The following is a 14159-nucleotide window of genomic DNA, read 5'->3' on the forward strand; positions in this document are numbered from 1 at the left end:
GTCCTTGTCCTGGCAATACAGATTCCGGCCCGCGGCCGGGCGCGGCGGGGCGCGGGCGCCCCGGCCGCCCGCCCGCACGCCCGCGGCAGCCAGTGCATTCCAGAAGGCGATCACGTTGCCCTGCGGCACCAGGATCTCGAAGCCGTCCTCGCCGGTGTAACCGGTACGCGCCACGAACAGGGGCTCACCCTGTGCGCCGGTCACCTCCGCAGCCGCGAAGCGACCCAGCTTCTCAAGCGCAGCGCGGTCGCCCTCGGCCACCAGGCCGATGACCTTGTCACGCGCATGCGGTCCCTGCACGGCAATGATCGCCAGGTCTTCGCGCTCGCTGACCTGCACATTGAAGGCCGCCGCCTGCTCGCGGATCCAGGCCAGGTCCTTTTCACGGGTGGAAGCGTTGACCACCATGCGGAAGAAGTTGTCCGCCAGGAAGTAGACGATCAGGTCGTCGATCACCCCGCCCTGCGCATTGAGCATGCACGAGTAGAGTGCCTTGCCGGGCACCTTGAGCTTGTCCACCGAGTTGGCCAGCAGGCGACGCAGGAACGGACGGACCTGCTCACCGTGCAGGTCGACCACGGTCATGTGGCTAACGTCGAACATGCCGGCGGCGGCGCGCACCAGGTTGTGCTCGTCCAGCTGCGAGCCGTAGTGGATGGGCATGTCCCAGCCACCAAAATCGACCATCTTGGCACCGAGCGCACGGTGGGTTTCGTTGAGCAGCGTCTTCTGGGTCATGACCACGGTCCGGGGGATGAAAAGCAAGACGCCCATTATCGCCGATGCGCTCCCGGAACGCGTGCGGCGCTGCGGTAGAGCCCGGCGTCAGGTCGCCCGTGGGGCGAACATGATCACGGCCATGCCAGCCAGGCACAGCGCCACGCCGAGCAGGTCCCAGCGGCCTGGGCGGATGCCGTCAACTACCCACAACCAGGCCAGTGCAGTGCCGATGTAGACGCCGCCGTAGGCGGCGTACACCCGCCCGCTGGCGGCCGGATGCAGGGTCAGCAGCCAGGCGAACAGGGCCAGGCTGACGGCGGCCGGCAGCAGCAACCAGATGCTGCCTTCTTTGCGCAGCCACAGCCACGGCAGATAGCAGCCGACGATCTCCGCCACCGCGGTCAGCACGAACAGCAGCAGCGTCTTCATTGCGCTGACTCAGTGGCCTTGACCTGCTGCCAGAGCTGTTCCTGCGCCTCCAGGTCGAGCTCGGCCATGGCCCTTCCTTCGCGGGCAGCCTGCGACTCCATCGCGCGGAAGCGGCGCTCGAACTTCAGGTTGGCTTGGCGCAGCGCGGCACCGACATCCACCTTGGCGTGCCGGGCCAGATTGGCACAGACGAACAACAGGTCACCGAGCTCTTCCTGCAGGCGCGCCGCGTTGTCCTGTACCGGTCCGCGCGCGAACTCGGCGGCCACTTCATCCAGTTCCTCGCGCACCTTGTCGATTACCGGTGCCGGGCCCGGCCAGTCAAAACCGACGCGGGCAGCGCGCGATTGCAGCTTCACCGCACGCTGCCATTCCGGCAGGCCGCGCGAGATCCCGGCCAACGCCGAGGTGTCCGCATGTCCCTTCGCTTCCCGTTCGGCACGCTTGATCGCTTCCCAATTGACGACGACCTCGTCGGCCCCGTTCACATCGACCTGGGCGAACACATGCGGATGGCGGCGCTGCATCTTGTCGCTGATGGCGCGCGCGACCTCGGCAAAGCCGAACGCGCCCTGCTCGCTGGCCATCTGCGCATGGAAGACGACCTGCAGCAGCAGGTCGCCGAGCTCGTCGCAGAGATCATCCAGGTCACCGCGATCGATGGCATCGGCCACCTCGTAGGCTTCCTCGATGGTGTAAGGCGCAATCGTCGCGAAGCTCTGCTCGAGGTCCCAGGGGCAGCCCTGCTGCGGGTCGCGCAGGCGCGCCATGATGCCCAGCAGGCGTTCCAGTTCGGCAGTGGCGGACATCACAGCTCCAGCAGGCAGGGAAATCAGTCGGGCATCCAGCTGCGCCAGGGCAGACGGGTGTCGCCCAAGGCAATGAAGTCACCGTTCAACAGCGACTCGCGACGGTTGTAGCGGAACGGCTTGCCGGTCGCCGCCGACAGTACGGCACCGCCGGCGGCATGCAGCACGCATTGGCCGGCCGCCGTGTCCCATTCTGCGGTGGGGCCCAGTCGCGGGTAGACATCCAGGGAGCCTTCGGCCAGACGGCAGAATTTCAATGAGGAACCTTGCGCGATGACTTCAATGTCACCCATGCGTGCCAGCAGCGCTTCGGTTTCCGGACTGCGGTGCGAGCGGCTGGCAGCGACCCGCAGCGGCGCAACCGCGGGGGCGCGGGCACGCAGGACGGAGTCGTGCATGCCTTCGCGGCGGTAGGCCAGTTCTCCACGCATGGCATGCCAGACCACGCCGGTCACCGGAGCCAGCACAACGCCGAATGCTGGCGCGCCCTGATAGATGAGCGCGATGTTGACGCTGAACTCGTCATTGCGCTTGACGAACTCGCGGGTGCCATCCAACGGGTCCACCAGCCAGTACGCGCCCCAGTGCTGCCGCGTTTCCCACGGCACCAGCGCGGATTCCTCGGACAGGATCGGCAGATCGGGGGTCAGCTGTGCCAGCCCGCGCTCGATCACATCGTTGGCGGCGCGATCGGCTGCGGTCACCGGACTGCGGTCGGATTTGAGCTCGATCTCGAACGCGGTGGCGTATACCCCCATGATCGCCGCCGCCGCGTCCTGCGCGATGGCGATGACGGTTTCCCGCAGATCGGTGGTGAGTTTGATCATGCCCCGCCGCCCAGCCACTCGCGGGCGATGAACAACGCCGCCAGCGAACGCCCTTCGGAGAAGTCTTCACGCAGCATCAGCTGGTCCAGCTCGGCCAGCTTCCAGGGCACCACTTCCAGTTCTTCGGGCTCGTCGCCGGGCAGGCGTTCCGGATACAGGTCGCGGGCCACCACCAGCCACGACTGGTGACTCATGTAAGTCGGGGCCAGGGTCATCGGCCGCAGCACATCCAACCGCCGTGCACCGTAGCCGGCTTCCTCTTTCAATTCCCGGTTCGCGGCCTGCTCCGGGGTCTCCCCGGCATCGATCCGCCCCTTGACCAGTCCCAGCTCGTAACGGTGCATGCCGGCGGCGTATTCACGTACCAGCAGGACGGTGTCTGCATCGAGCATGGGGACCACCACGACCGCACCATGACCCCGGCTGACCAGGCGCTCGAACCGACGGCGCTCGCCGTTGGAGAACTCCAGATCGAGATGCTGGCGCTGGAACGGACCGCTTTCCTCATCCGTGATCTGATGGATCGTGGGGAGCGGACGGCTCATGCGGACAGGCTCGCGCGGACCGATAGAATGCAGGCTGGTGAGAACGTGTTCATGAGCTTGAAATGCTAGCAGACCCAGCCCCCTCCCCGCTGGCCCAGCAGTGGCGGCAACGCGACCTGGCCGTGCTCTGGCACCCGTGCACACAGATGCGCGAGCATCCCGACACCCTGCCGCTGGTCCCGATTGCGCGGGGTGAAGGCCCGTGGCTGATCGACCACGACGGCAACCGCTATCTGGATGCCGTCAGCAGCTGGTGGACCAATCTGTTCGGCCATGCCGAGCCGCGGATCGGTGCGGCGATCGCCCAGCAGGCGTCCCAGCTCGAGCAGGTGATGCTGGCCGGTTTCAGCCACGAACCGGCCATCACCCTGGCCGAGCGGCTGCTCGCCCTGGCTCCGCGCCAGGCCGGTCGTGACCCGCTGGCCAAGGTGTTCTATGCCGATAACGGCTCGGCCGGGGTGGAAGTGGCCCTGAAGATGGCCTTCCACTACTTCCGCAACCGCGGCGAACTTCAACGCACGCGGTTCGTTGCCCTGGAGAACGGCTATCACGGGGAGACCCTGGGTGCCCTGTCAGTGGGTGACATCCCCCTGTATCGGCGTGTCTACGCACCGCTGCTGACCGAAGCCCTGTTCGCCCCGTCACCGGATGCCTTCCTGGCCGAACCCGGTCAAAGTGCCGCACAGCGCGCCCACCAGGCCGCCGATGACCTGGCCAACCTGTTCGACCAGCACCCGGGTGAGATCTGTGCGGTCATTCTCGAACCCCGTCTGCAATGCGCCGGTGGCATGCGCATGTACGACCCGGTCTATCTGCAGCGTGCGCGCGCACTGTGCGACGCCAATGGTGCCTTCCTGATCGCCGACGAGATCGCCACGGGATTCGGGCGTACCGGCACGCTGTTCGCCTGCGAACAAGCCGGCGTCACGCCCGATCTGCTGTGCCTGTCCAAGGGGCTGACCGGCGGCTTCCTGCCGCTGGCCGCCGTGCTGGCGACCCAGGCGCTCTACGACGCCTTCCTGGATGACAGCCGGGAGCGCGCGTTTCTGCATTCGCACAGCTACACCGGTAATCCCCTGGCGTGTGCGGCCGCGCTGGCCACGCTGGACATCTTTGCCCAGGACAACATCATCGCCCGCAACCGCAGCACCGCCGAGGTGATGCGGTCGCTGGCCGCCCCGTTCAGTGACCATCCGCATGTGGCCGACGTGCGCCAGGCGGGCATGGTGGTGGCCTTCGAGCTGACCCGCAATGGCGACCGGCGTACGCCCTTCCCTGCGGCTGCGCGGGTCGGGCTGCACGCCTACAATGCAGCGCTCAAGCGTGGCGTTGTGCTGCGCCCGCTGGGCAATGTGCTGTACTGGATGCCGCCGTACTGCGTGGAAGATGACCACCTGGAGCGGCTGGCCCATACCACCCTGGCTGCCATCGAGGAAGCTGTTGCATGCGCGTGACCCGTTCGTTCGTTGAAACCCCGCTGGCCGTCGGGCAGCAGATTTCGCTGCCGGAAGACGTGGCCAACCATCTGGTGCGGGTGATGCGCCTGCGCGAGGGTGAGGGCTGCGTGCTGTTCAATGGCGACGGGCACGACTACCACGCCACGCTGGTTGAGCTCGGCAAGCGCAACGCGCAGGTCCGCATCGACGCCGTGCAGACGCTGGACAACGAATCGCCGCTGTCGATCACGCTGCTGCAGGGCATCGCGCGCGGCGAGAAGATGGACTTGATTCTGCAGAAGGCCACCGAGCTGGGTGTCCAGCGGATCGTGCCGGTCAACGCCGAGCGTACCGAGGTGAAGCTGGATGCGGCCCGGGCGGAGAAACGGCTGGCGCACTGGCACAGCGTGGTGGTTTCGGCCTGCGGTCAGTCCGGGCGTGCCGTGGTGCCCTCGGTCGGCGCGCCGCAGTCACTGCTGGACGCGGCGCGCAGCATGCCGGCCGAATCGCTGAAGCTCACCCTCGACCCGCAGGGCGAACACCGCTTGTCGACGCTGTCGTCCGCGCCCGGCGGAGTGGTGATCGCGATTGGTCCGGAAGGTGGCTGGTCACCGCGCGACCGCCTCGCGCTGGCGGAGGCCGGTTTCCAGGGATTGCAGTTGGGGCCGCGCATTCTGCGCACGGAAACCGCCGGGCTCGCCGCGATTGCGGCGGTGCAGGCGCGGCTGGGCGATCTCGGCTGATCGCATGTAGAGCCACGCCCTGCGTGGCTTCGGGGTGTCGGGCCTGGCGCAGCCACGCAGGGCGTGGCTCTACGTAGGCTCAGGCTGCGACCGGGTGGGCCGCGTCCAGGGCCGCTTCCACGGCATCCAGATCCGGCAGCAAGGCGCTGCGCTCGCCCAGCAGCACGCGCATGTGCACGCCGGTGGGCAGGGTTTCTTCTGATGCATCAGCCAGCAGGCCATCACGCGGAACCGCGATCAGCTGCGGGAAGTTCTGCGCCAGCAAAGCGTAGTACGGCCGCTGCGGATTACCGCCGAGCGCCTTGAGCACCACCACCTTGTTCTTGCTGGCGACCATTTCATCGCCCAGCCCGGCCAGTCGCGCGAACGACAGCAGCGGCACGTCCCAGCCGTGCCAAGCCAGCTGGCCGAGCAGCCACGCCGGGGCGTCCGCCACCGGGTGTACCTGGACGTTGGACATCATTTCGGCAACGGTCGCGTTCGGCAGCAGCACATGCTGCTGACCGGTCTCGATCAGTACCCCGCGGATTTCGTCGTTGCTGGCGTAACTCATGGTGTCATTCCTGATGGGCGGCGGCGCAGCGGATTACTCGCTGACGCCCCAGCGTTCGGCGATGGCGGCGGCGATCTGCGGCGGATCGCCGGCGGCCATGCCGGCGGCGACCACCGCACTGGCGGCGATCGGGTCGTAGCAGCCTTCACCGGTCTGACCCGCGACCCAGCCACCAGCGACAGCCAGCGACAAGGCGTCATCGACCAGGCGTGCGTCGGCGCCGCTGAGCATGACCACCGCACTGTGCGGTGCCGGCAGCGCGCTGACCTGGACACCTTCGACGTCGGCGGTGAAGTGCAGGCCACGGTTCTGCACGCCCACCCCGACATCGTCGGGGAGGATGTAGGCATTGCCCGCGACCACCGGCTGGTCGGATTCGGCCAGCAGTACCGGCAGCGCCGAGACGCGCGCCATCTGCTTGACGAGGTTGCCGTAGCGACCACCATCCAGACGCATGTAAACGAGGACGGGCACGGCCAGGCCGGCGGGCAGCGAGGCCAGCAGGCGGCGCAGCGCGTCCGGCCCACCGATCCCGGCCAGGACCAGCACGGCACCGGGTGCGGCATCACTGGGCGGGAGTTCCGGCTCCAGTTCCACCAGCGACAGACCACCGGTATGGATGTCCGCTGCAGGGGTCTCCTGCGTCTCCGGCGGTGCAGCCACCGGGGCGACTTCGGCCGGCGCATCGTCGGTATCGACCAGCGACCAGCTGCTGTGGTGCCCCAGTGCGGCAGCCGGCGCAGCCGCCGGTACCGCCGGCGGTGCGGTCGGTGCGCTCGGTGCGGGTGGCGGCGTCACCGGTGCGGATGCGACCTCGGTGGCCTGCATCGCAGCCAGCGCTTCCTCCAGCGACAGCGGCTCGCTGTAGCCTTCGCGCGCGGGGTACAGGCCGTCGGCCGGCACCTCCGGTGCGGCATCGAAGGCCTCACGCACGTGGAAGTCCAGCGGTGCATCGGCATGCAGTTCGGCCGGGGTCACCGGCAGACCCGGCTCCAGCTCGACCACGCCTTCCTGTTCCGAGCCCGGCGGCAGTACGTCCTGGTGGCCATGCAGCTTGGCGACCAGGTGGCGCGCCCAGCGCTGTGCTTCCCAACCTTCGCGACGTGCGGCCAGTTCGGCTTCGTCGAAAATCAGGGTCAGTGCCGGCGAGGCCAGCACCGGATCCAGGCGTTCCAACGCTTCTTCGATGGCCGGCTCCAGCGCGACCAGCACGGCAGCCGCGCCGACGCCACGCAGGGTGTCGGCCTCGAGCGTATTGGGATCTTCTTCCAGCACCACGCTGGCACCGGCCTGCACCAGCGCCTCGCGCAGGCGCTCACGCGCCGGCCCGGTGCGGGCCAGCAGGGCAACCGACAGCGGCGAGATCAACTCATTCTCGGACACGGGCGATCCCCAACAGGTCATACACGTTTCGCATCAGGTCCAGCTCCTGGTACGGCTTGCCCAGGTAGCGCTGGACACCGATTTCAAAGGCGCGTTGACGGTGCTTGTCGCCGCTGCGCGAGGTAATCATCACAATCGGCACATCCTTGTAGCGCGGATCGGCGCGCATGGCGGTGGCCAGTTCATAGCCGTCCATTCGCGGCATTTCGATATCCAGCAGCATCAGGTCCGGCACCCGCTCTTCCAGGCGCTCCAGCGCTTCGATACCGTCGCGGGCGACGGCCACTTCGAAGTTGTGGCGCTCCAGGATGCGACCGGTCACCTTGCGCATGGTCAACGAGTCGTCGACCACCATCACCAGCGGAACCTGACGTTCGCTGGCCTGCGCGGCAGTGTCCACCGGCCTGATCGGGTTGGCCTGGTGACGGCGCACCAGCGGTGCAACGTCCAGGATGACCACCACGCGGCCATCGCCGGTAATGGTCGCGCCGTAGATACCCGGCACCGACGCAATCTGCAGACCGACCGGCTTGACCACCACTTCGCGGTTGCCCAGCACCTGGTCGATTGCCACGGCGGCACGCAGTTCACCGGCGCGCACCAGCAGCAGCGGCACCTGGTCCTGACCCTCGGCCTTGGCCTGGCCCTGGCCCACCAGGGTGCCCAGGTCGTGCAGGGCGAACTCTTCGCCACCGTAGTGGTAGCCGCCGTTGGCCGACTCGAAGCGCTCGCGCGAGATCCGGCCGATACCGCTGACCGACGCCACCGGGACGGCAAAGGTGGTTTCACCGATCTGGACGAACACGGCCTGGGTGACCGCCAGGGTCTGCGGCAGGCGCAGCGTGAAGGTCACGCCCTTGCCGCGTACCGAGTGGATGTCCACCGAGCCGCCGAGCTGGCGCACTTCGTTGTGAACCACGTCCATACCCACGCCGCGGCCCGCCAGCTGGCTGACCTGGTCAGCGGTGCTGAAGCCGGCGGCGAAGATCATCGCGTCCAGTTCGGTGTCGCTGATCTGTGCACCGGCTTCGATCAGGCCACGCTGTTCGGCGCGGCGACGGATCGCGTCGCGGTCCAAGCCGGCACCGTCATCGGCCACTTCCAGCACGATTTCCGAGCCTTCGCGGCGCAGACGGATGGCGATCTCGCCTTCTTCCGGCTTGCCCGCATCACGACGCTGCTGCGGCGTTTCCAGACCATGTGCCACCGAGTTGCGCAGCATGTGTTCCAGCGGCGCGACCATGCGGTCGAGCACGTTGCGGTCCAGTTCGCCGTGGGTACCGTCGAGGGTCACGTGGACCTGCTTGCCGGTGTCCTGGCCGGCCTGACGGACCACGCGGCGCAGACGCGGCACCAGGCCGTCGAACGGCACCATGCGCGCACGCATCAGGCCATCCTGCAGCTCCGAGCTGACGCGGGACTGCTGTTGCAGCAGCACGTCGTACTGGCGCGACAGGTCGTCCAGCACACCCTGCAGACCGCCAAGGTCGGCGGCCGATTCGTTCAACGCACGGCTGAGCTGCTGCAGCGTGGAGAAGCGGTCGAGTTCCAGCGGGTCGAACTTGTGGTCGGCCTGGTCCTGCTCGCGCTGGTAACGGGCAACGATCTGCGCTTCGGTTTCCAGGTCCAGACGGCGCAGCTGATCGCGCAGACGCGCGTTGGTGCGATCCAGTTCGGCCATGGCACCACGGAAGGCACCCAGCTGCTGTTCCAGGCGCGAGCGATAGATCGCGACTTCACCGGCGTGGTTGACCAGGCGGTCGAGCAGATCGGCGCGCACGCGCACCTGTTCCTGCTGCGGACGGGCCAGCATGTCGTCGTCGGCAGCTGCTTCCAGCTGTACCGGAGCCGAGAGCGGAGCCAGCTCGGGCAGCGGGGCGCGGCGTTCGACCACGATGGGGGCCACCGGCGTTGCCGCGATGACCTCCACCGGCGTCTGAACCGGCTCGACGGTCTCATGCTCAGCCGTGATCGGCTCAGCGACTGCCTCAGGCTGCGGTGCAGCCGGGGCGACGTCGGCAGGCTCGGTGCTGACCGCGGCGGTCTCCACCTCCGGCTCTGCCACGTCGACGTCGACGTCGGCGGCAACCGGTGCTTCCTCGACCACCTCGATGTCGCCGGCGACGGCTTCCACCGGTGCCTGTTCGACCGGTGCTTGTTCAACCGGCGCGTCTTCGACCGTGGTGGTCGATTCGGCGACGTCCTGGACGATCTCGTCGGCGACCGGTGCGACCGGCGCAGGCGCTTCGATCTCCTCCAGCGCTTCCACGATCTCGGCACGTCCCAGCGTGCGCTGCTCGAACGCCGTGATCAGGTCGTTCGGCATGGCCACGGCCAGGTGGTTGCCGGTGCGCGTCAGCATCTGATGCAGGCGGTCGAAGCCGCGCTCCAGCAGCTTGACGTCGGCGCGGTCGATGTCGGTGCGGTTGGCAGCCACGACTTCCAGCAGCGATTCGATGCTGTGGCCCAGGTCGCCGATGGCATTGATACCGGCCATGCGTGCACCACCCTTCAGGGTGTGCAGGTCGCGCTGCAGACCGGCGACGACCTCGCGGTCCTCCGGCGCGTCGCGCAGTTCGCTGATCAGACCGTCGCAGTGGTCGAGCAGGTCCTTGCCTTCTTCCACGAAGATATCGACCAGCTCGCGGTCGAGCTGGCTGAAGTCGAGCGGCTCGGCATCGGCCAGGTCGTCCTGCGCCTCCACGGCTGCGGTTTCGATGGCTGCGGCGGCCGGAGCCAGCTCTTCCAGCTCGAACAGCGGCGTGCCGTCGCTGACCACAGTTTCCTCGACGCCTGCAAAGGTATCGCTGGCACCCGGACCGGCGATGCCGGTGTCCAGCACCAGCAGGCCATCGGTGTCGTCGGCCGGCTCGCCGTCGACCACGGTAAGCCCGTCATCAAGGGCCTGCTGCAGGTCGACAGGTTCGCCAAAGGCGGGCACCGGCGGCAGTACGTCGTCGAGCGCGTCAGCCTGCGCATCCACCCCATCGGCGACCAGCGCCGGTTCGAAGTAATGCGACAGATCCTCTGCCCCGGTGAGCTCCACCGCCTCGAGACCGGCATCGGTGGCCGGCTGCAGCGGCGCTGCATCGGCATCGGCCGTGATGGCCGGCGCGATCGTCGCGGGGGTATCCAGGCCCACCGGCAGGTCGGCATCGAAGTAGGCCGACAGGTCGTCGCTGCCGGTCAGCTCCTGGGCGACCAGGGTGTCCTCGGCGACTTCGGTGTCCTGCACCGGCTCCGCTGCAATCTCGACGATCTGCAGATCGTCGGCCTCGACGATGGCCTGCTGGAGTTCCGGCGTGCTGGTCTCGTCCAGCGTGGCCAGACCACCGCGCTCGTCGAACTGCGCGGCCAGTGCTGCCAGTTCCTGTGCGGTGGTGTCCTGCGCATCGCGCAGGCGCGTGGTCGGATCGGCGTCCGCATCAACCGCGTCGGCATCGGCGTCGGCATCAACGTCGAGATCGCCGACATCCAGCTCATCGGCGACCAGCGCCGGCCAACGGGCCTCGGGCAGCGTTTCGGCCAGCGCTTGCAAACGTGCTGCCAGTTCGGCATGCGACGGAATGCGCGGCGACGGAGCCTGCAGCGCTTCCATGGTGCTGCGGATCGCGGCGGCGGCAGCGTCCAGCGCCGATACACCGTCAGCGTCAGGCACGGCGTCTGCGGCGAGCGAGCGCTTGATGAAGCTTTCGGCCGCGCCCGTAACCGCCGTGATTTCCGGCACGTCGGTCATCGCGAACGCACCGTTCATGGTGTGTACCGCGCGCAGCAGCACGTCGGTGACCGGCTGCGGGCTGACCAGCGCCTGCTGCAGCCACGCGTGCAGCGTGCCGTGGTGGGTTTCCACTTCGGCTTCAAGAATCTCGCGCAGCACCTCGTCGATGTTGGCGGGCGTGCCCGACAGCACGACTTCGCTGACCGGGTCAGCGGCCACCGGCTCGACCACCACCGTCGCTTCGACGGGGGCTTCGACCGGTGCGGCCGCCGGAGCCGGACGCTGCAGCGGCACGTGGAAGGTCTCCTCACCTGCGGCGACCCGGTCGGCAATGGCCTGCATCGCCTGCAGGTCGGCATGCACGCGGCTGCCATCGCGCAGCGCGGCATTCAACTGCGGCAGCACTTCGTAAGCCTGGGTGACCATGGCCACCACCGCCGGCGATGCCGGACGGGTGCCATCGAGGACGCGGTTGAGCATGCCCTCGATCTTCCAGCTGAACTCACCCAGGGTGCGTGCACCCACCAGCCGTCCACTGCCCTTCAGGGTGTGGAACACGCGGCGGATCGGACGCAGACGGTCCAGGTTGTCCGGCGCGGCACGCCAGACCGGCAACAGATTGCCGAGGTTGACCAGTTCCTCGTCGAACTCCTCGATGAAGACATCGCGGATGTCCTGGTCGATGTTCTCGCCATCGTCCTCGAAGCCAGCCTCGATGCTCTCGACGGCCTCGACCGGCGCTTCGGCGACAGGTGCTTCGGCTTCAACCGGTGCGACAGGCGCGGTGCTGAACCCCGCCGCGGCCGCGTCCAGTTCGGCCAGGAAGCGCGCCGATTCGTCGTCGAGCTCGATCTTGCGGATCACCGCTTCGTGCACGTTGGCCGCCGGAGCCGGCGCGGCTTCCACCACGCTCTCAGGTACGGCCGGCACGTCGTCCAGGGCCGCATCGGTCTGCAGGAATGCCGGCAGCGCTTCCACGTCAAGGGTGGTGCCCGGTTCAATCGCGTCGTCCACCTGCAGCGACAGCACGTCGCCGGCGTTGTGGAGTGCGTCATCCACGGTGAACTCGATCGGTTCGTCGTTCAATTCCAGCTCATCGCTTTCCGCGGCCACTGGATCGAACACCGACCCGGCGGTGATGGCCGTCGGCGCGGCCGCGTCGAGATCCGCCGCTACGACGGTCTCGCTCGCGAAACCCTCCAGATCGATCGGCGCGATATCCAGCGCGGTGCCGTCCCAGTGGCTGGCAGCGTCGTCGCCCTCGGCCTGGACCGGATCGAAGCTGGCAAAGGTGGGGGCGACTTCGTCGGCGGCGGCAGGCGCTGCCGGTTCCTCGCTGCGCACCTCATGGGCCAACGTCCACTTCGGCGCGTCGCTGGCGATCGGTGCCGTGGAGGCCTCGAACACCAACGGCCTGGCAACGCGGGCTGCCGGCGCTTCGGCGGGGGTCGCCGTTTCGGTCGTGGTCGGTTCTGCCACCGGTTCGATGGCAGCCGGTGCTGCCGCCTCGGGGGCGGGAGCAAAGGTGAAGTCAGGTAACGATACCGGTGCCACGTCACCGGGCGCGGGCGCGGGCGCGGCCGGGGTGATGTCCACTGCCACCGGCTCAACCGTCAACGGAGCCTGCGGCGCAACCTGTTCCGGCACCACCGGCAGCACGGCTTCGGCTGCCTCGGCGGTGGCCTGCTGCTCGGCCGGCAACGGCCAGTAACGCAGGGTTTCCAGGCTGGTGCGGGTGATGTCGAGGATGTCTTCACGGCCCGGGCGACGTTCGCGCAAGGCTTCGAGGTAGTACTCCAGGCTGGCCATGGCGTCAGCCAGGGTGTCCAGCTGGCGACCGCTCGGCACGCGCTGGCGGCCGATCAGTTCAACCGCGATGTACTGACGCACACCCTGCAGGTAATCGGCGGGCAGCGGCAGGTCGAGCATGCGCAATGCGCCGGCGACCTCGCCCAGCAGGCGCGGCACTTCGTCCAGCTGCTGGTGGTTCCAGTTGGTTTCAATGAACGCGACGAAATGCTCACGGGCCGCGGAGAAGTTCGCGATCGCCTCGTGCGCCAGCACTTCCAGGGTGCGGCGGCCTTCCACCGCGCTGGGGTCGTCCTCACCGCTGCCAGTGGCCCCCAGGTGGGCGACCTGGTCATCCAGCGACGCATCCACGTACAGGAGCGCGCCGGCGATATCCAACAGCATGTCTTCGTCGATCTGCTGTTCGCCCTGGACCACGCTGGTCAGCGCGTCACGCTGCTGCACGACCACGCCACGGGCGACGCCCAGGCCCATCATGCCCAGGGTGTCGGCCACGGCACCCAGCTCGTTGACCTGGGTCTGCAGCTGGGCCGGCTCGCCGCCGGTGCGCAGGTGCAGGTCGAGCGCGTCCTTGATGCGCAGCAGTTCTTCCTTGACCGCATTGCCGACCGTGTCGAGCAGCTCGCGGTTGCGCCCGCTCAGGCTGCCGCGCGCATGGTCCAGCTCGTCTTCGGTGGCGCTGGCGCTTTCCGGTGCGAAGGCGAACAACACGCTTTCGTTGATGCCCGGCGCACCGCGCGCAGCACGGATCTCGTTGAGCAGCGGCAGCAGCACGATCGGAATATCGCGATGGCCGTTCTGCAGGCGCTCCAGATAGTCGGGCAGCAGCACGCTGCCGCGCATCAGAGTGGCACATGCTTCGTCGCGGTCCGGCACCTGGCCTGCGCCCACGGCGTTGGCCAGCTGTTCCATTTCCTCGGCGACCATGGCCGGCGCGTACAGCTCGACCATGCGCAAGGTGCCCTGCACCTGGTGCAGGTAACCGGCGCAGAAGCGCATGCGGCTGCCGTCGGCCGGATCTTCCACGAAGTACTCGACCTCGTTGCGCACCTGGCGCAGGGTCTCGTCCAGCTCTGGCTTGACCCAGCCCAGGGCCGCATGGCTCATGGCATCGCGCAGCGTGCTCATGCCGGTTCTCCCGGCAGGTGGGCGCGCATGTCGTGCTGTGATTTCTCGCGATGCATCAT

General features: G+C 68.0%; 10 protein-coding genes. 2 read left to right on the plus strand and 8 right to left on the minus strand.

From position 1 onward, the window contains the following. From gcvT to nudE, 5 genes are all read right to left on the minus strand, one after another. A partial coding sequence (gene gcvT / locus QMX83_RS07600; protein WP_282296017.1) for a glycine cleavage system aminomethyltransferase GcvT occupies positions 1-738 on the minus strand: 738 nt, incomplete at its 3' end. 87 nt (positions 739-825) lie between these two features. Beyond that, complete coding sequence (locus QMX83_RS07605; protein WP_282296018.1) at positions 826-1149, minus strand: YnfA family protein; 324 nt, start codon at positions 1147-1149, stop codon at positions 826-828. Continuing rightward, positions 1146-1958, minus strand: coding sequence for a nucleoside triphosphate pyrophosphohydrolase (gene mazG / locus QMX83_RS07610; protein ID WP_282296019.1), 813 nt, complete (start codon positions 1956-1958; stop codon positions 1146-1148). Before mazG ends, QMX83_RS07605 begins: the two co-directional genes overlap by 4 nt. A 23-nt stretch (positions 1959-1981) precedes the next feature. Then, the gene (gene cysQ, locus QMX83_RS07615) at positions 1982-2785 is read right to left on the minus strand and encodes a 3'(2'),5'-bisphosphate nucleotidase CysQ (RefSeq protein WP_282296021.1); all 804 of its coding nucleotides are present in this window, start codon (positions 2783-2785) and stop codon (positions 1982-1984) included. Further along, positions 2782-3330, minus strand: coding sequence for an ADP compounds hydrolase NudE (gene nudE, locus QMX83_RS07620; protein ID WP_282296022.1), 549 nt, complete (start codon positions 3328-3330; stop codon positions 2782-2784). Before nudE ends, cysQ begins: the two co-directional genes overlap by 4 nt. Before the next feature lie 62 nt (positions 3331-3392). On the opposite strand from nudE, the gene bioA reads away from it, so the two are divergent. Together bioA and QMX83_RS07630 are read left to right on the plus strand one after the other, a co-directional pair. Further along, the gene (bioA, locus tag QMX83_RS07625; protein ID WP_282296023.1) at positions 3393-4784 is read left to right on the plus strand and encodes an adenosylmethionine--8-amino-7-oxononanoate transaminase; all 1392 of its coding nucleotides are present in this window, start codon (positions 3393-3395) and stop codon (positions 4782-4784) included. Continuing rightward, the gene (locus QMX83_RS07630; protein WP_282296024.1) at positions 4775-5509 is read left to right on the plus strand and encodes a 16S rRNA (uracil(1498)-N(3))-methyltransferase; all 735 of its coding nucleotides are present in this window, start codon (positions 4775-4777) and stop codon (positions 5507-5509) included. Before bioA ends, QMX83_RS07630 begins: the two co-directional genes overlap by 10 nt. A gap of 79 nt (positions 5510-5588) precedes the next feature. Here QMX83_RS07630 and QMX83_RS07635 read toward each other — a convergent pair whose 3' ends face one another. From QMX83_RS07635 to QMX83_RS07645, 3 genes are read right to left on the minus strand one after another with little or no spacing between them, the layout of a single operon-like run. Further along, entirely contained in the window at positions 5589-6062 is a 474-nt protein-coding gene (locus QMX83_RS07635) for a chemotaxis protein CheW (protein ID WP_282296025.1), read from the minus strand. Between the two features lie 33 nt (positions 6063-6095). Further along, on the minus strand, positions 6096-7445 hold the full coding sequence (locus QMX83_RS07640) for a chemotaxis protein CheB (RefSeq protein WP_282296026.1): 1350 nt from the start codon (positions 7443-7445) through the stop codon (positions 6096-6098). Next, the gene (locus tag QMX83_RS07645) at positions 7432-14100 is read right to left on the minus strand and encodes an Hpt domain-containing protein (RefSeq protein WP_282296027.1); all 6669 of its coding nucleotides are present in this window, start codon (positions 14098-14100) and stop codon (positions 7432-7434) included. Before QMX83_RS07645 ends, QMX83_RS07640 begins: the two co-directional genes overlap by 14 nt. Between the last annotated feature and the right edge of the window lie 59 nt (positions 14101-14159).

Origin of the sequence: Stenotrophomonas sp. PS02289, from assembly GCF_029960115.1 — a bacterium.
Taxonomy (GTDB): Bacteria; Pseudomonadota; Gammaproteobacteria; order Xanthomonadales; family Xanthomonadaceae; genus Stenotrophomonas.

Coding starts and splice junctions, on each gene's coding strand:
- cysQ (WP_282296021.1), bottom strand. CDS start 2,785: ATGATCAAACTCACCACCGATCTGCGGGAAACCGTCATCGCCATCGCG.
- bioA (WP_282296023.1), top strand. CDS start 3,393: ATGCTAGCAGACCCAGCCCCCTCCCCGCTGGCCCAGCAGTGGCGGCAA.
- mazG (WP_282296019.1), bottom strand. CDS start 1,958: ATGTCCGCCACTGCCGAACTGGAACGCCTGCTGGGCATCATGGCGCGC.
- QMX83_RS07630 (WP_282296024.1), top strand. CDS start 4,775: ATGCGCGTGACCCGTTCGTTCGTTGAAACCCCGCTGGCCGTCGGGCAG.
- QMX83_RS07645 (WP_282296027.1), bottom strand. CDS start 14,100: ATGAGCACGCTGCGCGATGCCATGAGCCATGCGGCCCTGGGCTGGGTC.
- nudE (WP_282296022.1), bottom strand. CDS start 3,330: ATGAGCCGTCCGCTCCCCACGATCCATCAGATCACGGATGAGGAAAGC.
- QMX83_RS07605 (WP_282296018.1), bottom strand. CDS start 1,149: ATGAAGACGCTGCTGCTGTTCGTGCTGACCGCGGTGGCGGAGATCGTC.
- QMX83_RS07635 (WP_282296025.1), bottom strand. CDS start 6,062: ATGAGTTACGCCAGCAACGACGAAATCCGCGGGGTACTGATCGAGACC.